This is a genomic window from Streptomyces sp., assembly GCF_036566765.1.
In the GTDB taxonomy this organism is placed as follows: Bacteria; Actinomycetota; Actinomycetes; order Streptomycetales; family Streptomycetaceae; genus Streptomyces.
This window is the reverse complement of record NZ_DATCVQ010000513.1, coordinates 22,302-42,578: the sequence shown is the minus strand read 5'-3', so window position 1 is coordinate 42,578 and position 20,277 is coordinate 22,302. Positions and strand designations below refer to the sequence as shown.

Here is a 20,277-nt window from a genome sequence, read left to right as displayed (position 1 = left end):
GTCTCCTTGTACTTCACGCTCATGTCCGCGCCGGTCTCCTTCATGGTCTTGATGACCTTGTCGAGGGAGACCAGGTGGCTGCCGTCGCCGCGCATCGACATCTTCGCGGCGGTGACGGCCTTCACCGAGGCCATGCCGTTGCGCTCGATGCACGGGATCTGGACCAGACCGCCGACCGGGTCGCAGGTCAGGCCCAGGTTGTGCTCCATGCCGATCTCGGCGGCGTTCTCCACCTGCTCGGGGGAGCCGCCGAGGACCTCCGCCAGGGCGCCGGCGGCCATCGAGCAGGCCGAGCCGACCTCGCCCTGGCAGCCGACCTCGGCGCCGGAGATCGAGGCGTTCTCCTTGAAGAGCATGCCGACCGCGCCGGCCGCCAGCAGGAAGCGGACCACGCCGTCCTCGTCGGCCCCGGGGACGAAGTTCATGTAGTAGTGCAGAACCGCCGGGATGATGCCCGCCGCGCCGTTCGTCGGGGCGGTGACCACGCGGCCGCCGGCCGCGTTCTCCTCGTTCACGGCCATCGCGTAGAGGGTGATCCACTCCATCGCGTGCGCCTTCGGGTCGCCCTCGGAGCGCAGCTTGCGGGCCAGCGACGAGGCGCGCCGGCGGACCTTCAGGCCGCCCGGCAGGATGCCCTCGCGGGACATGCCGCGCGAGACGCAGGACTGCATGACCCGCCAGATCTCGAGCAGCCCCTCGCGGATCTCCTCCTCGGTGCGCCAGGCCTTCTCGTTCTCCAGCATCATCGAGGAGATCGACAGGCCGCTCTCGTTCGCCATCCGCATCAGCTCGTCGCCGGTGCGGAAGGGGTACTTCAGGACCGTGTCGTCCGGCACGATCGGGTTCTGGCCGTCCACGGCGTCCTCGTCGACGACGAAGCCGCCGCCGACCGAGTAGTACGTCTTCTCCAGGACGAGCGCGCCCTCGGCGTCGTACGCGAAGACCGTCATGCCGTTGGCGTGGTACGGCAGCGCCTTGCGGCGGTGCAGGATCAGGTCGTCGTCGAAGGCGAACGGGATCTCGTGCATCCCGAGCAGGTTGATCCGCCCGCTCTGCTTGATCCGCTCGAACTCGTCGTCCGCGGTCTCCACGTTCACCGTGCGCGGCGAATTGCCCTCCAGACCGAGCAGGACGGCCTTCGGGGTGCCGTGGCCGTGCCCGGTCGCGCCCAGCGAGCCGTACAGCTCCGCCCGTATCGACGCGGTGTGCGCGAGCAGCCCCTCGTTCTTCAGCCGGCGGGCGAACATGCGGGCCGCGCGCATGGGGCCCACCGTGTGGGAGCTCGACGGGCCGATGCCGATCGAGAACAGGTCGAAGACCGAGATGGCCACGGGGACTCCTTGTGGGGGCTAGACGTCGTTGTCTGCCGGGGTGGTGCAGAAACGCTGAGCATGGGACGGGGCACCGCGCCCACTGTCACTGTCCAGTGTGCGCGGTGCCCCGGAGGTTCGTACGAACAAAAGGGTACGAAATTACTTCAGGCCGGGGTACAGCGGGTGCTTGTCGGCCAGCGCGGTGACCCGGGCCTTGAGGGACTCGGCGTCGAAGCCGGGCTTCAGGGTCTCCGCGATGATGTCGGCGACCTCGGTGAAGTCCTCGTCGCCGAAACCGCGGGTCGCGAGCGCCGGCGTACCGATGCGCAGACCCGAGGTGATCATCGGCGGACGCGGGTCGTTCGGGATCGCGTTCCGGTTGACCGTGATGCCGACCTCGTGGAGACGGTCCTCGGCCTGCTGGCCGTCGAGCTCGCTGTTGCGCAGGTCGACCAGGACCAGGTGCACGTCCGTGCCGCCGGACAGGACCGAGACACCGTGCGCGGTGACGTCGTCCTGGACCAGGCGCTCGGCCAGGATCCGGGCGCCGTCCAGCGTGCGCTGCTGGCGCTCCTTGAACTCCTCCGAGGCCGCGACCTTGAAGGAGACCGCCTTGGCGGCGATCACGTGCTCCAGCGGGCCGCCCTGGAAACCGGGGAAGACCGAGGAGTTCAGCTTCTTCGCGAACTCCTTCTTCGCCAGGATGATGCCGCCGCGCGGGCCGCCCAGGGTCTTGTGCGTGGTGGAGGTGACCACGTCCGCGTACTCGACCGGGTTCGGGTGCAGACCGGCGGCGACCAGGCCGGCGAAGTGGGCCATGTCGACCCACAGGTACGCCTCGACCTCGTCCGCGATCCGGCGGAACTCGGCGAAGTCCAGCTGGCGCGGGTACGCGGACCAGCCGGCGATGATGACCTTGGGGCGGTGCTCCTTGGCGAGGCGCTCGACCTCGGCCATGTCGACCAGACCGGCCTCGTCGACGTGGTACGCGACCACGTTGAACTGCTTGCCGGAGAAGTTCAGGCGCATGCCGTGGGTCAGGTGACCGCCGTGGGCGAGGTCCAGGCCCAGGATCGTGTCGCCGGGCTGGGCGATCGCGAACAGCGCGGCCTGGTTCGCGGACGCGCCGGAGTGCGGCTGGACGTTGGCGTACTCGGCGCCGAACAGGTCCTTGATCCGGTCGATGGCGATCTGCTCGGCGACGTCGACGTGCTCGCAGCCGCCGTAGTACCGGCGGCCGGGGTAGCCCTCGGCGTACTTGTTGGTGAGGACCGAGCCCTGCGCCTCCATGACCGCGACCGGAGCGAAGTTCTCCGAGGCGATCATCTCGAGGGTGGACTGCTGACGGTGGAGCTCGGCGTCGACGGCGGCGGCGACGTCCGGGTCCAGCTCGTGGAGAGGGGTGTTCAGAAGCGACATCGGGAGGGGTTCCTTAGCTGCCGGAGAACTCGGTGTACTCGTCCGCGGAGAGCAGGTCCTTCGGCTCCTCCGCGATGCGTACCTTGAAGAGCCAGCCGCCCTCGAACGGAGCCGTGTTCACCAGGGACGGGTCTTCCACGACGTCCTGGTTGGCCGCGACGACCTCGCCGGTCACGGGGGAGTACAGGTCGCTGACCGACTTGGTCGACTCCAGCTCGCCGCAGGTCTCGCCCGCGGTCACGGTGTCGCCGACGTCCGGGAGCTGGACGTACACGACGTCGCCGAGGGCGTTCGCCGCGTGCTCGGTGATGCCGACCGTCGCGACGCCGTCCACGGCGTCCGACAGCCACTCGTGCTCCTTGCTGTAGCGCAGCTGCTGGGGGTTGCTCATGACCTGAATTCTCCTGTACGCGGAAGAGTGCTGATGAACGGGGAGTGCAGTGAGGGACGAGACGTGCTCAGTGTCACTTCTGGCGCTTGTAGAACGGCAGCGCCACGACCTCGTACGGCTCGTGGGTGCCGCGGATGTCCACGCCGACGCCCTCGGCGCCGGGCTCGGCGTGCGCCGCGTCGATGTACGCCATCGCGATCGGCTTGCCCAGGGTCGGGGACGGGGCGCCCGAGGTGACCTCGCCGACGACCTCGCCGGCCACGACGACCGGCATCCCGGCGCGCGGCACCCGGCGGCCCTCGGCGATCAGGCCGACCAGCTTGCGCGGCGGGGCGGTCTCGGCGCGCTCGGCGGCCTTCTCCAGCGCCTCGCGGCCGACGAAGCGGCCCTCGTTGGTGGTCTTCTCGAACTTCACGACCCGGCCGAGCCCCGCGTCGAACGGGGTGAGGGAGGTGGTCAGCTCGTGGCCGTACAGCGGCATGCCCGCCTCCAGGCGGAGCGTGTCGCGGCAGGACAGGCCGCACGGCACCAGGCCGACCGGCGCGCCGGCCTCGGTCAGCGCACGCCATACGCCCTCGGCGTGCTCCGGCTTCAGGAAGAGCTCGAAGCCGTCCTCGCCGGTGTAGCCGGTGCGGGCGATCAGCGCGGGGACCCCGGCGACCGTGCCCGGCAGGCCGGCGTAGTACTTCAGCCCGTCCAGGTCGGCGTCGGTGAGGGACTTCAGGATGCCGGGGGACTCCGGGCCCTGGACGGCGATCAGCGCGTACGCGTCGCGGTCGTCGCGCACCTCGGCGTCGAAGCCGGCGGCGCGCTCGGTCAGCGCGTCGAGGACGATCTGCGCGTTGGAGGCGTTGGCGACGACCATGTACTCCGTGTCGCCGAGGCGGTAGACGATCAGGTCGTCGAGGATGCCGCCGTCCTCCTGGCAGATCATCGTGTAGCGGGCGCGGCCGACTCCGACCGTGGAGATGTTGCCGACCAGCGCGTGGTCGAGCAGCTCGACGGCCTGCGGGCCCGTCACGGTGATCTCGCCCATGTGCGAGAGGTCGAAGAGGCCGGCCTTGGTGCGCACGGCGGTGTGCTCGTCGCGCTCGCTGCCGTAGCGCAGCGGCATGTCCCAGCCGGCGAAGTCGGTCATGGTCGCGCCCAGCGAACGATGCAGGGCATCGAGGGCGGTCAGACGGGGGGCAGTGCTCATCGGGTGGCTCCCGGGTCCCAGGGCGTGGCGTGCAGGGCACGACGTACATGACGGGTGAGGACATCCTCCCCATCTGTCATGGAACCTGAGAGGTTCACCGGGGGCATCCCCGGCTTGCACCTTGGGTGGGACCGCGCTGACGCGGCCCGCTTTTCAGATCTGCCTCATCCACGCGGTATCGGGGCCTGAGAGATTCAAGGGAGGGTCTTGCTCCTTCGGCGCCCGGCCGGATACTTCCGGCTCGGGACTCTCCCGCGCGGATTCGAGCGGCCAGTATGTGGTTGTGTGCGCTTGGCGCGCACATCATTGCATGCGGGGTCTGATCGGCAAATCGCTTGTGCCTCATTACCGTCTCTTTACACTTCATGGGCAAGGGTCCCGAAAGACCCGGCAGGGGGAGAAGCGATGACGTGGCAGCGAACCGGCGCGATGGCGACAGGGACGGGCATACCGGCCCAGCAGGTGCAGCGCGCCGCCCGGCACAGGGCCGCGCCCGTGCTGCGCGATCTGCGCGAGCGCGAGGGCCGCGGCCCGAGCGTGCTCACCTTCGCGGAGGGTGACGTGGTGGTCGTCTCCGGGCTCCCCGGCAGCGGAAAGTCGACGCTCATCCGCCGCGCGGCGCAGGACCGGGCCATCGACTCGCAGGACGTCCGTGAGCGCTGGGAGGCGAAGATGCCGGGCTTCCTGCCGTACGCCGTCTACCGCCCCCTGGTCCGCATCGCGCACTACGCCGGACTGCGCGCCGCCCTGCGCTCCGGCGCGAGCGTCGTCGTCCACGACTGCGGCACCCAGAGCTGGGTCCGCCGCTGGCTGGCCCGCGAGGCACGCCGCCGCGGCCGCGCCCTGCACCTGATCCTGCTCGACGTCACCCCCGAGACCGCCCGCGACGGCCAGCGCGACCGGGGCCGGGGCGTGTCCGGGTACGCGTTCACCCGGCACCGGCACGCGGTCGGCCGGCTGCTCGCCGCCGCCCAGTCGCCGCGCCCCCCGGCCGGCTGCGCCACCACCACCCTGCTCGACCGGCCGGCCGCCACCGCCCTGCGCCGCATCGCCTTCCGCCCGGCGCCCTGATCCACTCCGTCGGGCCGGAGGGCAACCCTCCGCCGCTCGGCGCCGTCCTGGTGGGAGAAGTCACCGCGTCCGAATCGGGGGCAGCGTGCCCCCGGTGTCGGTCCGCGACGTTAAGGTGCCCGCAGGACGCGCCGCCGGAAGGGAAGAACGAAGAACGTGGACATCGCATGGCCGGGCAACGAGCTGGAAGAGACGCTCGCCGCCTCGCTCGGCGCCCCCTCCGCCGGAGCCCGTCTCGTCGAGGTCCTCGGGCGCAGCCACGTGTGGGTGCCCCTGCCGCAGGGCGGCGGCCCCGACAGCCGCTCGCTCGATCTGCCCACGGTGGAGATCGACGGCGGCGCCTACGTCCCCGTCTTCAGCTCCGAGCAGCAGTTCCTCGCCTGCGTCGGCGCCCACATGTCGTTCACCGTCGCCCCCGCCCGTGACTTCGCCCGCGGTCTGCCGCCGCAGCTCGGCCTCGCCGTGAACCCCGGCGGCACCGTCGGCGTCCCGCTGCCCCCGCCCGCCGTCGCCGAACTGTGCCGCACCGGCCGCACCCCGCTGGACGGCACGGCGAGCGGCGGCCGGGTCCGGCTCTTCGAGCCCGACTGGCAGGACGACCCGGTCGACTTCCTGTCCGCCGCGGCAGAGGAGTTCGACGCGCTCGGCACCGTCACCACCGCCCGCCGCGTCCTCGCCAGCGTCGAGGGCGCCGAGCCGGCGCTCTTCATCGGCGTCCAGCTCTCCGTCTACGACGGCGTGCACCGGGACGCGCCTCCCCCAGACTTCGTCCGGGGGGACCCCCAGGACGCGCTCGGCCGCGCGCTCGGCCGGGTCGAGGTCCGCTGGCCGGTCAACATCGTCCTGCTCGACGTGGCCCAGGACCCGGTGGCCGACTGGATGCTGGCGAAGGTGCGCCCGTTCTACCAGCGCGTGTACGCATAATCGGTACCGAGACAATCCGAACCGAACGGCAGACGGAAGAGGGGCGGAACCCAGGGTGAGTGCGTCGCGCGACGCTGCGGTCGGCCGGACCGGGCAGGCCGGCGGCCAGGTGGAACACCTGCTGCGCCAGGTCGCTCCCGGCCGCTACGACGCCTACGAGGCGCTGCTCGGCGCGCTCGCCGCGGAGCAGGTCTGGATGCTGCTCTGGCACGGCCGGCCCGGCGCCTCCGACGCCCAGTACGGGAACATGCAGGTCGACGGCCTCGGCTACGCGCCCTGCGTCACCTCCGCCCAGGAACTCGGCGCCTCCGGCTGGAACCGCGCCCACGAGGTCGTCACCGGCCGGGACATCGCCCGTGCCCTCTACCCCGACCGCTGGGGCATCTGGCTCAACCCGCACGCCCCCGGCGGCGGCGTCGGCATCCCGTGGGCCGACCTGCGCCGGATCGCGACCGGTCTCGACCGGATGCCCGCCGGACCGCTGCGGCTCTCCGAACCCGCCCTGGAGATCCCGCAGTTCTACGCCCTGCTCACGCAGAACGCGCACCGCACCCCCGCCGTCCGCTCGCTGCGCCGGGCCTGGGTGCAGCCGGTGCTCGGCTCCCCGTACCTCGCCATCGGCCTCGACCTGTACGACACCGCGCCGGCCTCCGTCGACGCCGTGCGGGAGATGATGCGCCAGTCCGTGGCCGCGGTGCCCGACGGGCTGCCCGTCTCGACCGTCGCGATGTCCGACGCGTACGACCCGGTGGCGATGTGGCTGCACGCGTCCGCCCGGCCCTTCTACGACCGCGAGGCGCACGCCGCGCCGGCGCGTGGATCCGGCTACGGCTACCCCCAGTGACGCACGCGTCGCTCTAGTCACTCCAATCACCCGTCTCACCAGGACAGTTGAGCATTTGTCCGTTCTGGCCGAATAGCGGCCGAGATGGTCCGCTGAGCCGATCTCACCGTCCGGATAACGGAAGTGGGCGGACCGCATCACAGTTGCGCAAACATTCACCGCCAGGTCTGGCGGGTGATCGCGCGACCGTTGAAGACTCCCCGGAACGCCGGGCGTTCGACTCCCTGATCGAGCGCTCAACCAGCAGTTCCACAACGCCGCCACCCGCGGCGGGCAAGGGCCGTCCACCGGCGGCCGAGAGGGGTCCTCACCACGATGACGGCACCACTGCACGACACGAGTGCGGCCGAGACCGCAGCTGTCGACGTCGCGGCCGCAGCCCCCGCCAAGGCGATCGAAGGCCGCTCTCCGTGGCAGATCGCCTGGATCCGGCTCAAGCGTGACAAGCTCGCCCTCACCGGCGGGGTCGTCGTCCTCCTCCTGGTGCTCGTCGCGATCCTCGCCCCGGTCATCGTCGGCCTGCTCGGCCACCCGCCGAACGAGTTCCACGAGGACCAGATCGACCCGCTGTTCGGCACGCCCATCGGGTCGTACGGCGGCATCAGCTCCGACTTCCTGCTCGGCGTCGAACCGGTCAACGGCCGCGACGTGTTCAGCCGGATCGTCTACGGCGCCCAGGTCTCGCTCCTCGTCGCCTTCCTCGCCGCCGTGTTCGCGGTGGCGCTCGGCACCGTCCTCGGCATCATCGCCGGCTACTTCGGCGGCTGGGTCGACGCGGCGCTCAGCCGGATCATGGACGTCATGCTGGCGTTCCCGCAGCTGCTCTTCACGATCGCCCTGGTCTCCGTGCTGCCGAACGAACTCCTCGGCCTGTCCGGCTCGGGCGTCCGCATCGTCGCCCTGGTCGTCGTGATCGGCTTCTTCGGCTGGCCGTACGTGGGCCGCATCGTCCGCGGCCAGACGCTCTCGCTGCGCAACCGCGAGTACGTCGAGGCCGCCCAGAGCCTGGGCGCCGGCCGCCTCTACATCCTGCGCCGCGAGCTGCTGCCCAACCTGATCGCTCCGATCATGGTCTACGCGACCCTCATGATCCCCACCAACATCCTCACCGAAGCGGCGCTCAGCTTCCTCGGCGCGGGCGTCAAGCCTCCCACCGCTTCCTGGGGGCAGATGCTGTCGACGGCCATCACCACCTATGAGGCGGACCCCCTCTTCATGGTGATTCCCGGCCTCGCGATCTTCATCACCGTGCTGGCGTTCAACCTCTTCGGCGACGGCGTGCGCGACGCGCTCGACCCGAAGAGCTCTCGCTGACCGCACCGTTCTCCACTGAACCAGCCCCTGCCGCTGTCGACAGGAGGCACATCCCCCAACGGCGGACCGCCCATAGCGGCCGCCACAACACCGGAGGTTGCTCGACCATGACTCTGAACAGCTCCCAGAGGCGCAGAATTGCCGCGGGCGCGCTGCTCGCCGCGGCCACGATGGTCGTCACCACTGCTTGTGGCGGTGGCAGCGGCAGCGGTGACAAGGGCAAGGCGGGCGCGCCCGGCTTCGACGCCGCGGTGAACAAGGTCGCCAACGCTTCCGACAAGAAGGGCGGCGAGCTGAAGTTCATCGGCTCGCAGGAGGCCGACTCGTGGGACCCGCAGCGCGGCTACTACGGCTTCGTGTGGGACTTCGCCCGCTACTACACGCGCCAGCTCGTCACCTTCAAGGCCGAGCCGGGCGCCGCCTCCACCGAGCTGGTCCCGGACCTCGCCACCGACGCCGGCAAGGTCTCGGCGGACGGCCTGACCTACACCTTCACGCTGAAGGACGGGGTCACCTGGGAGGACGGCAAGCCGATCACCTCCAAGGACATCAAGTACGGCATCGAGCGCATCTGGGCCCAGGACGTCATCTCCGGCGGCCCGATCTACCTGCAGCAGGTCCTCGACCCGCAGAAGAAGTACGCGGGCCCGTACAAGGACACCGCCCCGGACAAGCTCGGCCTGAAGGCGATCGAGACCCCGGACGACAAGACCATCATCTTCAAGCTGCCGGTCGCCAACGGTGACTTCCTGCAGATGCTGGCGATGCCCGCGGCCTCCCCGGTCCGCCCGGACATGGACACCAAGGCCAAGTACGGCCTGAAGCCGTTCTCCTCCGGCCCGTACAAGTGGGAGTCGTACACGCCGAACAAGTCCATGAAGCTGGTCCGCAACGAGAAGTGGGACGCCAAGACGGACACCGTCCGCAAGGCCCTGCCGGACAAGATCAGCGTCACGTTCACCACGAACGCCGACGACATGGACAACCGTCTGATCGAGGGCGAGTACGACCTCGACATCAACGCGACGGGCGTCGGCGCCGCGGCCCGCCAGAAGGTTCTCCAGCAGAACAAGGCGAACGCGGACAACCCGCAGACCGGCTTCATCCGCTACGCGGCCTTCCCGCAGACGGTCATCCCCAACATCGAGTGCCGCAAGGCGATCATCTACGCGGCCGACTCCACGTCCCTCCAGACCGCCCGTGGCGGCCCGCAGGCCGGTGGCGACATCGCCACCAACATGCTGCCGCCGGCGATCAAGGGCGCCGACCCGAAGGCCGACCCGTACGGCAAGCTCGGCGGCAAGCCGGACATCGCCAAGGCGAAGGAGGCGCTGAAGAAGTGCGGTCAGCCGAACGGCTTCAAGACCACGATCGCCGTCCGTAACAACAAGAAGATCGAGATCGCGACCGCCGAGTCCCTCCAGCAGTCGCTGAAGGCCGTCGGCATCGACGCTCAGATCGACCAGTTCGACGGCGCCCAGACCTCCGGCATCATCGGTTCGCCGAAGGTGGTCAAGGAGAAGGGCTACGGCATCATCATCATGGGCTGGGGCGCCGACTTCCCGACCGGCCAGGGCTTCCTGCAGCCGCTGGTCGACGGTCGCTTCATCCTGCCGAGCGGCAACAACAACTTCTCGGAGCTGAACGACCCGGCCGTCAACGGTCTGTTCGACCAGGCGCTGAAGGAGACCGACCCGACCAAGGCGGGCGAGCTCTACAAGCAGATCAACACGAAGGTCTCGGAGGCCGCGGTCTACCTCCCCTTCACCCACGAGAAGAACATCATCTGGCGTAGCTCGCGCCTGACCAACGTCTACACGGCCGACGCCTACAACGGCCGTTACGACTACGCGTCGCTCGGCGTCGTCAAGTAAGACGCGTCTCCCGTCTCCGTCAACTCGCTCCAACGGCGCACCCGCCGCTAGGTCCGAAGGGCAGGTGATGGCCGTGGCGGCGGCCGGGGAACCCGATCGGGTTCCCCGGCCGCCGGCCGGCCGACCGCATGCTTGCATACATAGTCCGACGGCTCTTCGCCGTCGCAGCGATGCTGCTCGTCGTCACCCTGGTGACGCTCAGCATCTTCTTCCTCATCCCCAAGATGACCGGCAGCGACCCTGCCGCGATGTTCGTCGGCAAGCAGGCGGATCCGGCTTCCATCGAGGGCATCCGTCAGAAGCTGGGCCTGGACGAGCCGATCCTGGTGCAGTTCTGGCACTTCGTCTCCGGAGTCTTCGTCGGCCGTGACTACACGGGCGGCGGCGAGACCATCCACTGCGCGGCGCCCTGCTTCGGCTACTCGTTCCGCACCGAGCAGGACGTCTCGGCGATGCTGGTCGACGCCTTCCCGGTGACCCTGTCCATGGTTCTCGGCGCCGCCGTGCTGTGGCTCGTCCTGGGCGTCTCCACCGGCGTCCTCTCCGCGCTCAAGCGGGGCACGATCATCGACCGCGCGGCGATGATCACCGCCCTCGCCGGCGTCTCGCTCCCCATCTTCTTCACCGCCATGCTGGCGATGCTGGTCTTCCGCACCCAACTCGGCTGGCTCGACGCCTCGTACGTGCCGATCGGGGAGTCCTTCGGCGGCTGGTTCGGCGGCCTGCTCCTGCCGTGGGTCACCCTCGCCTTCCTGTACGCGGCGATGTACGCGCGACTCACCCGCGCCACCATGCTGGAGGTCCTGGGCGAGGACTACATCCGTACCGCACGGGCCAAGGGCCTGCCGGAGCCGGTCGTCCTGGGCAAGCACGCCATGCGCTCCACCATGACCCCCATCCTGACCATCTTCGGCATGGACCTCGGCGCCCTCATCGGCGGCGCGATCCTGACCGAGACCGCCTTCAACCTCAAGGGGCTCGGCGGGCTGGCCATCAAGGGAGTGAGCGAGCGCGACCTCCCGATCATTCTGGCCGTCACCCTCATCACCGCGTCCTGCGTCGTCCTCGCGAACCTCGTGGTGGACCTTCTGTACGCCGTGATCGACCCCCGAGTGAGGCTGGCATGACGCAGCTGTCGAAGACCGGAACCTCGACGGCCGCGGCGGCCGGAGAACCGGTGCGCTCCGCCCCGTCCGACGCGTTCCTGGACGTACGCGACCTGAAGATCCACTTCCCGACCGACGACGGCCTGGTCAAGTCCGTCGACGGCCTCACCTTCCAGCTGGAGAAGGGCAAGACCCTCGGCATCGTGGGCGAGTCCGGCTCCGGCAAGTCGGTGACCTCGCTCGGCATCATGGGCCTGCACACCGTCGGCCAGTACGGCCGGCAGAAGGCGCAGATCTCCGGAGAGATCTGGCTCAACGGCCAGGAGCTGCTCTCCGCCGACCCGGACACCGTCCGCCGGCTGCGCGGCCGCGACATGGCGATGATCTTCCAGGACCCGCTGTCCGCGATGCACCCGTACTACACGGTCGGGCACCAGATCGTGGAGGCGTACCGGGTCCACAACAAGGTCGACAAGAAGACCGCGCGCAGGCGTGCGGTCGAGCTGCTCGACCGGGTCGGCATCCCCGAGCCGGCCAAGCGCTTCGAGAACTACCCGCACGAGTTCTCCGGCGGCATGCGCCAGCGCGCGATGATCGCGATGGCGCTGGTCAACAACCCCGAGCTGCTGATCGCGGACGAGCCGACGACCGCGCTCGACGTCACCGTCCAGGCGCAGATCCTCGACCTGATCCGGGACCTGCAGCAGGAGTTCGGCTCCGCGGTCGTCATCATCACGCACGACCTCGGCGTGGTCGCCGAGATCGCCGACGACATCCTCGTGATGTACGGCGGCCGGTGTGTGGAGCGCGGCTCGGCCGAGGACGTCTTCTACGAGCCGAAGCACCCGTACACCTGGGGTCTGCTGGGCTCCATGCCGCGGATCGACCGGGACCAGACGGACCGGCTCATCCCGGTCAAGGGCAACCCGCCCAGCCTGATCAACGTCCCGAGCGGCTGCGCGTTCAACCCGCGATGCCCGTACGCCGATGTGCCCAAGGGCGGCATCACGCGGACGGAGCGCCCCGAGCTGAAGCTTGCGACGGGCGGGTCGGACGACCGCCACTTCTCCGCGTGCCACATGTCGCAGGAGGAGCGGACCCGGATCTGGACCGAAGAGATTGCGCCGAAGCTGTGACCGAGAAAAGTGACGTGAAGATCCCGGCGCAGGCGACGACCACGCCGGAGCCGCTGCTGCGGGTCGAGGGCCTGACCAAGCACTTCCCCATCAAGAAGGGCCTGCTGCAGCGGCAGGTCGGCGCCGTGAAGGCGGTCGACGGGATCTCCTTCGACGTGCGTCCCGGGGAGACCCTGGGCGTGGTCGGCGAGTCCGGCTGCGGCAAGTCGACGATGGGCCGGCTGATCACGCGGCTCCTCGAACCGACGGGCGGCACGGTCGAGTTCCAGGGGACGGACATCTCGCATCTGGGCGTGGCGAAGATGCGCCCGCTGCGGCGGGACATCCAGATGATCTTCCAGGACCCGTACGGTTCGCTGAACCCGCGGCACACGGTCGGCTCGATCGTGTCGGCGCCGTTCCGGCTGCAGGGCGTGGAGCCGGAGGGCGGCCTGAAGAAGGAGGTCCAGCGGCTGCTGGGCCTGGTCGGCCTCAACCCCGAGCACTACAACCGCTACCCGCACGAGTTCTCCGGCGGTCAGCGGCAGCGCATCGGCATCGCGCGGGCGCTGGCGCTCAAGCCGAAGCTGGTGGTCGCGGACGAGCCGGTGTCGGCGCTGGACGTGTCGATCCAGGCGCAGGTGGTGAACCTCCTGGACGACCTCCAGGAGGAGCTGGGCCTGACGTACGTGATCATCGCGCACGACCTGTCGGTGATCCGGCACGTGTCGGACCGGATCGCGGTCATGTACCTCGGCAAGATCGTGGAGCTGGCGGACCGGAAGTCGCTGTACGAGTCGCCGATGCACCCGTACACGAAGGCCCTGATGTCCGCGGTCCCGATCCCGGACCCGCGGCGCCGCGGCGCGAAGAGCGACCGCATCCTCCTGAAGGGCGACGTCCCGTCCCCCATCAAGCCCCCCTCGGGCTGCCGCTTCCACACGCGCTGCTGGAAGGCGACGGAGATCTGCAAGACGAAGGAGCCCCCGCTCCTGGAACTCCGCCCGGGCCAGCAGGTGGCCTGCCACCACCCGGAGGGAGTGGAGCCGGAACGCGAAGCGATCGAACTGAAGCCGGCCGCGCCCGCTCCCACGAAGGCCGAGACGCCTGCGAAGGCCGACGCGCCTGCGAAGGACGAGGCCCCCGAGAAGTAACCCCGGGCCCCTGGGGGCAAGGGCCCTGAAGAGGCCCAGACCCCCGGGGGTTGTGCCCACCCTTACCCTCCCCCAGGACTTCGTTCTGGGGGGACCCCCACTGCGGGACGTATGCCCACAACGGTGGGACGGAGCGGCGCGAAGCTGCCGTGCGCGGGGCCCCGGCGGATCCCGGGGCCCCGGCGGGGCGCGAAGCTGCCGCTCCCGCGGTCCGGGCGGAGCCCCGTACTCGCTCCCGGGCGGGGTGGGGGGAGGCAGCCCCGTTGCCGGCGGCCGTCACAATGGGCGCGTGCTCCACGAACTGTTCACCCCGTCCGTCCAACACGCGCTCGACCTCGTCGGGATCTTCGTCTTCGCCATCTCCGGCGCCCTCCTGGCCGTTCGCAAGAACTTCGACGTCTTCGGCATCGCCGTCCTCGCCGAGGTCACCGCCCTGGGCGGCGGGCTCTTCCGCGATCTGATCATCGGCGCCGTGCCCCCGGCCGCGTTCACCGATCTCGGGTACTTCCTCACACCCCTCGTCGCGACCGTGCTCGTCTTCTTCCTCCACCCCGAGGTCGAGCGCACCCAGACCGCGGTCAACGTCTTCGACGCCGCCGGCCTCGGCCTCTTCGCCGTCACCGGCACCATGAAGGCGTACGAGTACGGCCTCAACCTCACCGCCTCCGCCGCCCTCGGCCTCGCCACCGCCGTCGGCGGCGGCGTCCTGCGGGACGTGCTCGCCAACGAGGTGCCCTCCCTGCTCCGCTGGGACCGCGACCTCTACGCCGTGCCGGCCATCGTCGGCGCGACCATGGTCGTCCTGTGCATCCGCTTCGACGCGCTCAACGCCGTCACCGGCGGCCTCGCCGTCATCACCGCGTTCCTGCTGCGCCTCCTCGCCATGCGCTACCACTGGCGCGCCCCCCGCGCCTGGAACCGCAGGTCCAGCGCCCACGAGGAGCTAGAGACCGGAAAAGCTACCGCTCAGTAATAGCTTGTTGTACGGTACCGCCATGGCACAGGCAGCAGCTCGGCCCGCCCTGGAGCAGGCCCGCATCGGCGACAGCGAATTCGACCGCGACACCGCCGTCACCCTCCGCGAGCCCGGCGTCTACGACGCCGACCTCTCCGCCGGCTGGACGATCATCCACGCCGTCAACGGCGGCTACCTCCTCGCGCTGCTCGGCCGCGCGCTCGGCGAGGCCCTGCCGCACCCGGACCCGTTCTCGGTCTCCGCGCACTACCTGACGCCGTCCGCCCCGGGCCCCGCGGTGATCCGGACCCAAGTCGTCCGCACCGGCCGCACGCTGTCGACCGGCCAGGCTTCGCTCTTCCAGTTCGCCGAGGACGGCAGCGAGGTCGAGCGCATCCGCGTGCTCGCCTCGTACGGGGACCTGGACGCGCTCCCCGACGATGTGCGCACCTCCGCCACGCCGCCGTCGATCCCGCCGCGCGAGCAGTGCTTCGGGCCGTCGGACGGCCCGGCCAGACCCGCGATTCCCGGCTCCTCCGCGATCACCGACCGGCTCGACATCAAGCTCGACCCCGCCACCGTCGGCTGGGCGATCGGCGCGCCGTCCGGCAAGGGCGAGATGCGGGCCTGGTTCGGCCTCGCGGACGGCCGCGACGCCGACCCGATCTCGCTCCTCCTCACGGTCGACGCGCTGCCGCCGACCTCCTTCGAGCTGGGCCTGAAGGGCTGGACCCCGACCGTCGAGCTCACTACCCACATCCGCTGCCGCCCGGCCCCCGGCCCCCTGCGCGTCGCCATCACCACCCGCAACCTGGCCGGCGGCTTCCTGGAAGAGGACGCCGAGGTCTGGGACTCCGCCGACCGCCTGGTAGCCCAGTCCCGCCAACTGGCCCGCGCACCACGCGCGTAGGGGCACGGGAGGCGGTTGCGACAGGCGCCGAGCCGGTCCGTTCGCCCGACAGCGCCGCCCGACGCCCGCAAGCTGCTCGCGACCGTCGCGGCCGTGGTGATCGCGCTGTACGGCGGGAACCGGCCAGGGGGAGCCGAGAGGCCGCCGCCGGGCTCGTAGAATCGACGCACCATGGCTTACCTCGACCACGCCGCGACCACTCCCATGCTGCCGGAGGCGGTCGAGGCGATGACCGCCCAGCTCGTCGTGACCGGCAACGCGTCCTCGCTGCACGCCGCCGGTCGGCGGGCCCGGCGCGCCGTCGAGGAGGGCCGCGAGACCCTCGCCGCCTCGCTCGGCGCGCGGCCCAGCGAGGTCGTCTACACCTCCGGCGGCACCGAGGCCGACAACCTCGCGGTCAAGGGCCTGTACTGGGCCCGCCGGGACGCCGACCCGCGCCGCACCCGGGTGCTCGCCAGCCCCGTCGAGCACCACGCCGTGCTCGACGCCGTCGACTGGCTAGGCGAGCACGAGGGCGCGACCGTCGAGTACCTGCCCGTCGACCGGTACGGGCGGGTCCACCCCGAGGCGCTGCGCGAGGCGATCGCCCGCGACCCCGAGTCCGTCGCGCTGGCCACCGTGATGTGGGCGAACAACGAGATCGGCACGATCATGCCGGTCCGCGAACTCGCCGACGTGGCCGCGGAGTTCGACGTCCCGCTGCACGCCGACGCGGTCCAGGCCTTCGGCCAGGTCCCGGTCGACTTCGCCGCCTCCGGACTCGCCGCGCTGACCGTCTCCAGCCACAAGATCGGCGGACCGTACGGCATCGGCGCGCTGCTCCTCGGCCGCGAGTACAGCCCCGTGCCCGTGCTGCACGGCGGGGGGCAGGAGCGGCACGTCCGCTCCGGCACCCTCGACGTCCCGGCCGTCGCCGCGTTCGCCGTCGCCGGGCGGCTGGCCGCCGAGCGGCGCGAGGAGTACGCCCGCGAGGTCGGCGCACTCCGCGACGAGCTGGTCGCGGCCGTACGCGCCTCCGTCCCGGACGCGATCCTCGGCGGCGACCCGGTCGACCGGCTGCCCGCCAACGCCCACTTCACCTTCCCAGGCTGCGAGGGCGACTCGCTCCTGCTGCTCCTGGACGCGGCCGGCATCGAGTGCTCGACGGGCTCCGCCTGCACCGCAGGCATCGCCCAGCCCAGCCACGTCCTCCTGGCCACCGGCACCGCCCCGGACCTCGCCCGAGGCACCCTCCGCTTCACCCTCGGCCACACCTCCACCGAGGAGGACGTGGCAGCGGTCGCCGAAGCGATCGGCCCGGCGGTGGAGCGCGCCAGAACCGCCGGCCTCAGCTGACCTTCGGCGCGGGCGCCTTCGCCCGCGCCGCCCGCACCAGCGGGATGTACCGGTCCCAGTCCCAGTGCGGGCCCGGGTCCGTGTGGTCCGTGCCCTCCACCTCCGCGTGGCCGATGATGTGCTGCCGGTCGACGGGTATGCCGTACCGCGCGCATATCCCCGCCGTCAGCGTCGCCGACGCCGCGTACATCGCCGGGGTGAAGTCCTGGGGGCGGTCCACGAAGCCCTCGTGCTCGATGCCGACGCTGCGCTCGTTCATGTCGCGGTCGCCGGCGTGGAAGGCCACGTCGAGCTCGCGGATCAGTTGCGCTATCCGGCCGTCCTTGGCCACCACATAGTGCGTCGCGGCACCGTGCCCCGGGTTCTTGAACACCTTCAGGGCCGACGCGTAGCTGCCCTGCACCACGTGGATCACCACCCGGTCGATCGCGAAGTCGTCAGGGCGGTCCGCCCGCCGCCAGTTCGCCCGGGCCGCCGACGTCCACACCGCGCCCTTGTGGTCGAGCTCCCCCTCCACCCGCTTCTTCTGCGAGCCGGGCAGCCGCCACCAGGCACGCTGCAGCTCGTCCTTGGCCAGCAGCGCCGTCCCCACCAGCGCCGCCCCGCCGCCGAGCAGCACAGCACGCCGCCCCACCCCGCCCTGCTTCTCGCTCCCCATGCACTCAAGAACGCTTACTCACGCGACCCGGGTTCCCGCGGACCCGTACCCTGGGAGGGCTATGACTGAGACTCGCCACACGTCCCCCCAGCGCCCCCTTCGCGTCCTCGCCGCCATGTCCGGCGGCGTGGACTCCGCAGTCGCCGCCGCCCGCGCCGCCGAAGCCGGGCACGACGTCACCGGCGTGCACCTGGCGCTGTCGGCGAATCCGCAGTCCTTCCGCACCGGAGCGCGCGGCTGCTGCACCATCGAGGACTCGCGCGACGCACGCCGCGCCGCCGACGTGATCGGCATCCCGTTCTACGTATGGGACCTCGCCGAGCGCTTCCGCGAGGACGTGGTCGACGACTTCGTCGCCGAGTACGAGGCCGGCCGCACCCCCAACCCCTGCCTGCGCTGCAACGAGAAGATCAAGTTCGCCGCGCTGCTCGACAAGGCGCTCGCGCTCGGCTTCGACGCGGTCTGCACCGGCCACTACGCCACCGTCGTGCTGAACGAGGACGGCTCGCGCGAGCTGCACCGCGCCAGCGACATGGCCAAGGACCAGTCGTACGTGCTCGGCGTCCTGGACGAGAAGCAGCTCGCGCACGCCATGTTCCCGCTCGGCGACACGCTGACCACCAAGGACGAGATCCGGGCGGAGGCGGAGCGCCGCGGCCTCGCGGTCGCCAAGAAGCCGGACAGCCACGACATCTGCTTCATCGCCGACGGCGACACCCAAGGCTTCCTCGCCGCCCGCCTCGGCAAGGCCGAGGGCGACATCGTCGACGAGGCCGGCGCCAAGATCGGCAGCCACGAGGGCGCGTACGGCTTCACCATCGGCCAGCGCAAGGGCCTGCGGATCGGCCACCCGGCCGCGGACGGCAAGCCGCGCTACGTCCTCGACATCTCGCCGGTGAACAACACGGTCACCGTCGGCCCCGTCGAGGCGCTCGACGTCACTGCGCTGACCGCGATCAAGCCCCGCTGGTGCGGCCAGGCCCCCGAGGGCCCCGGCGCCTACACGGCCCAGCTGCGCGCGCACGGCGGCGAGACCGAGGTGTCCGCGGAGCTCGTGGACGGCGAGCTGCGGGTCGCCTTCGGCGAGCCGGTCCGCGGCGTGGCCCCCGGCCAGGCGATCGTCCTGTACGACGGGACCCGCGTCGTCGGCTCGGCCACGATCGCGACGACGGTCCGCCGTACGGCGCCGACGCCGGCGTAAACGGGCGTCAGTCCTCCGCCAGGAAGTCCGCGAGCACCGGCGCCAGCACGTGCGGGGCCACCATGTGGGTCTGGCCCGTCAGCGTGCGGTGCCGGCCCCGGGGGAGCGAGGCAGCGACCGCGACGGCTCCCTCGCGCATCCACAGCGGGCTCGCGCCGCCGTCGATCACCAGGACGCGGGTGCGCACCCCGGCCAGCAGCACCGTCGGCACCTGCCCGTCGCCGAGCACCGCGCAGTCGTACGCGAGCGTGGGCGCCACCTCCAGCAGCGCCGCCCACGCCGGGGAGCCGCGCAGCCCCGCGAGCGCCTGCGCCGGCATCGCCTCGGACAGGAACAGCTCCAGGGCCGCCTCCCGCAGGCCCTGGTCGAGCAGCTCCGTCAGACGGGCCGTGTGCGCCGCCTCGGCGGTCCGGGACTCCGGGTCCGCGGAGTACGGCGGCTCGAACACCGAGAGCCGCGTCATCGGCGCCCCCGCGGCCGCCGCCGCCAGGGCGAGCGCCGCGCCGGACGACGTCCCGTGCACCGCCACCTGGCCGCCGAACTCCTCGACCAGCGCGGCGAGGTCCTCGATCTCGCGCTGCACCGCGTACGCCGGGGCGTCGCCGCTGCGGCCGCGGCCCCGCCTGTCGTACGCGACCACCGTGTGCCGCGCCGCGAGGAGGCCGCCCAGCGGCTGCTCGTCCTCCGCCGTGCACAGCGCCCCGCTCACCAGGACGAGCGGCGGGCCGTCCCCGTACCGCTCGTACGCGATCCTCGTCCCGTCCGGCGACATGACGTGGCCCCGGGACCTGCTCAGGGTGGTGTTCACCTCGTCCATGCCAGGGCAGACCGAGGGCACCGCGGGAACTCATCGGTCCCCGGCGGGATTTCCAGCAGAATTCTCGCGTCCCCGGTCGACACATGCCGGTTCCCGCCGATCACCCGGGCCGTGGCGGCAGGGCCTACCGTGGTGCGCATGAACATTTGCGTCTTCCTCTCCGCCGCCGACCTCGACGAGCGCTACACCCGCCCGGCCCGCGAGTTCGCCGAACTGCTCGGCAAGGGCGGCCACACCCTGGTCTGGGGCGGCTCGGACGTCGGCCTGATGAAGGTCGTCGCCGACGGCGTGCAGGAGACCGGCGGCCGGCTGGTCGGGGTCTCGGTGGAGTTCCTGGCCTACAAGGCCCGCCCCGAGGCCGACGAGATGGTCACCGCCAAGGACCTCGCGGAGCGCAAGGCGCTGCTCCTGGCGAAGTCGGACGCGATCGTGGTCATGGTCGGCGGCACCGGCACGCTCGACGAGGCCACCGAGGTGCTGGAGCTGAAGAAGCACGGCAAGACCGACAAGCCGGTCGTGGTGCTGAACACGGCGGGTTTCTACGACGGCCTGAAGGAGCAGTTCCGCCGGATGGACGAGGAGGGCTTCCTGCCGCTGCCGCTGACCGACCTGGTCTTCTTCGCGGAGGACGGCGTCTCGGCGCTGGCCTACCTGGAGGCGAGCGTCGGCATCCAGTAG

Annotated in this window: 19 protein-coding genes and 1 riboswitch; of the genes, 13 read left to right on the top strand and 6 right to left on the bottom strand. The window is 71.0% G+C overall.

What is annotated here, in order from left to right; all coding sequences use genetic code 11:
- The 4 genes from VIU94_RS30010 to gcvT all read right to left on the bottom strand — a co-directional run.
- Positions 1-1,331: L-serine ammonia-lyase (locus VIU94_RS30010; RefSeq protein ID WP_331916071.1), on the bottom strand; the 1,331-nt coding region annotated here is incomplete at its 3' end.
- Between the two features lie 141 nt (positions 1,332-1,472).
- Positions 1,473-2,732 carry a serine hydroxymethyltransferase gene (glyA, locus tag VIU94_RS30005; protein WP_331916069.1) on the bottom strand — a complete coding sequence of 420 codons (1,260 nt, stop codon included), beginning with the start codon at positions 2,730-2,732 and terminating at the stop codon, positions 1,473-1,475.
- Between the two features lie 13 nt (positions 2,733-2,745).
- On the bottom strand, positions 2,746-3,123 hold the full coding sequence (gene gcvH, locus VIU94_RS30000) for a glycine cleavage system protein GcvH (protein ID WP_331916067.1): 378 nt from the start codon (positions 3,121-3,123) through the stop codon (positions 2,746-2,748).
- A gap of 73 nt (positions 3,124-3,196) precedes the next feature.
- Positions 3,197-4,321: a glycine cleavage system aminomethyltransferase GcvT gene (gene gcvT / locus VIU94_RS29995; protein ID WP_331916065.1), complete on the bottom strand. Its 1,125-nt coding sequence runs from the start codon at positions 4,319-4,321 to the stop codon at positions 3,197-3,199.
- A 163-nt stretch (positions 4,322-4,484) separates the two neighbouring features.
- Positions 4,485-4,586, bottom strand: a riboswitch (glycine riboswitch).
- A 140-nt stretch (positions 4,587-4,726) separates the two neighbouring features.
- On the opposite strand from gcvT, the gene VIU94_RS29990 reads away from it, so the two are divergent.
- The 11 genes from VIU94_RS29990 to VIU94_RS29940 all read left to right on the top strand — a co-directional run bounded on the left by VIU94_RS29990 (position 4,727) and on the right by VIU94_RS29940 (position 16,923).
- A complete protein-coding gene (locus VIU94_RS29990) occupies positions 4,727-5,392 on the top strand; it encodes an AAA family ATPase (protein ID WP_331916063.1) in 666 nt (221 codons plus the stop codon).
- Positions 5,393-5,548: 156 nt separating this feature from the next.
- Positions 5,549-6,316, top strand: a complete 768-nt coding sequence (locus VIU94_RS29985) for an enhanced serine sensitivity protein SseB (RefSeq protein ID WP_331916061.1) — start codon at positions 5,549-5,551, stop codon at positions 6,314-6,316.
- Positions 6,317-6,434: 118 nt separating this feature from the next.
- On the top strand, positions 6,435-7,160 hold the full coding sequence (locus VIU94_RS29980) for an enhanced serine sensitivity protein SseB C-terminal domain-containing protein (RefSeq protein WP_331916075.1): 726 nt from the start codon (positions 6,435-6,437) through the stop codon (positions 7,158-7,160).
- 315 nt (positions 7,161-7,475) lie between these two features.
- Positions 7,476-8,474: an ABC transporter permease gene (locus VIU94_RS29975; protein ID WP_331916059.1), complete on the top strand. Its 999-nt coding sequence runs from the start codon at positions 7,476-7,478 to the stop codon at positions 8,472-8,474.
- 107 nt (positions 8,475-8,581) lie between these two features.
- Complete coding sequence (locus VIU94_RS29970) at positions 8,582-10,348, top strand: ABC transporter substrate-binding protein (RefSeq protein ID WP_331916057.1); 1,767 nt, start codon at positions 8,582-8,584, stop codon at positions 10,346-10,348.
- Positions 10,349-10,476: 128 nt separating this feature from the next.
- On the top strand, positions 10,477-11,475 hold the full coding sequence (locus VIU94_RS29965) for an ABC transporter permease (protein WP_331916055.1): 999 nt from the start codon (positions 10,477-10,479) through the stop codon (positions 11,473-11,475).
- Positions 11,472-12,590, top strand: a complete 1,119-nt coding sequence (locus VIU94_RS29960; RefSeq protein WP_331916053.1) for an ABC transporter ATP-binding protein — start codon at positions 11,472-11,474, stop codon at positions 12,588-12,590. The genes VIU94_RS29965 and VIU94_RS29960 overlap by 4 nt, the downstream gene beginning before the upstream one ends.
- On the top strand, positions 12,587-13,723 hold the full coding sequence (locus VIU94_RS29955; protein WP_331916051.1) for an ABC transporter ATP-binding protein: 1,137 nt from the start codon (positions 12,587-12,589) through the stop codon (positions 13,721-13,723). Before VIU94_RS29960 ends, VIU94_RS29955 begins: the two co-directional genes overlap by 4 nt.
- A gap of 289 nt (positions 13,724-14,012) precedes the next feature.
- Positions 14,013-14,696 carry a trimeric intracellular cation channel family protein gene (locus VIU94_RS29950; protein ID WP_331916049.1) on the top strand — a complete coding sequence of 228 codons (684 nt, stop codon included), beginning with the start codon at positions 14,013-14,015 and terminating at the stop codon, positions 14,694-14,696.
- A 22-nt stretch (positions 14,697-14,718) separates the two neighbouring features.
- Entirely contained in the window at positions 14,719-15,588 is an 870-nt protein-coding gene (locus tag VIU94_RS29945) for a thioesterase family protein (RefSeq protein WP_331916047.1), read from the top strand.
- A gap of 171 nt (positions 15,589-15,759) precedes the next feature.
- Positions 15,760-16,923, top strand: coding sequence for a cysteine desulfurase family protein (locus VIU94_RS29940; RefSeq protein ID WP_331916045.1), 1,164 nt, complete (start codon positions 15,760-15,762; stop codon positions 16,921-16,923).
- On the opposite strand, the gene VIU94_RS29935 is transcribed toward VIU94_RS29940, so the two are convergent.
- Positions 16,916-17,581, bottom strand: coding sequence for an N-acetylmuramoyl-L-alanine amidase (locus VIU94_RS29935; RefSeq protein WP_331916043.1), 666 nt, complete (start codon positions 17,579-17,581; stop codon positions 16,916-16,918). The genes VIU94_RS29940 and VIU94_RS29935 overlap by 8 nt on opposite strands.
- Positions 17,582-17,642: 61 nt before the next feature.
- On the opposite strand from VIU94_RS29935, the gene mnmA reads away from it, so the two are divergent.
- Complete coding sequence (mnmA, locus tag VIU94_RS29930) at positions 17,643-18,782, top strand: tRNA 2-thiouridine(34) synthase MnmA (RefSeq protein ID WP_331916041.1); 1,140 nt, start codon at positions 17,643-17,645, stop codon at positions 18,780-18,782.
- 7 nt (positions 18,783-18,789) lie between these two features.
- Here mnmA and VIU94_RS29925 read toward each other — a convergent pair whose 3' ends face one another.
- Positions 18,790-19,599 carry an alpha/beta fold hydrolase gene (locus tag VIU94_RS29925; protein WP_331916039.1) on the bottom strand — a complete coding sequence of 270 codons (810 nt, stop codon included), beginning with the start codon at positions 19,597-19,599 and terminating at the stop codon, positions 18,790-18,792.
- A gap of 138 nt (positions 19,600-19,737) precedes the next feature.
- On the opposite strand from VIU94_RS29925, the gene VIU94_RS29920 reads away from it, so the two are divergent.
- Entirely contained in the window at positions 19,738-20,277 is a 540-nt protein-coding gene (locus VIU94_RS29920) for an LOG family protein (RefSeq protein ID WP_331916037.1), read from the top strand.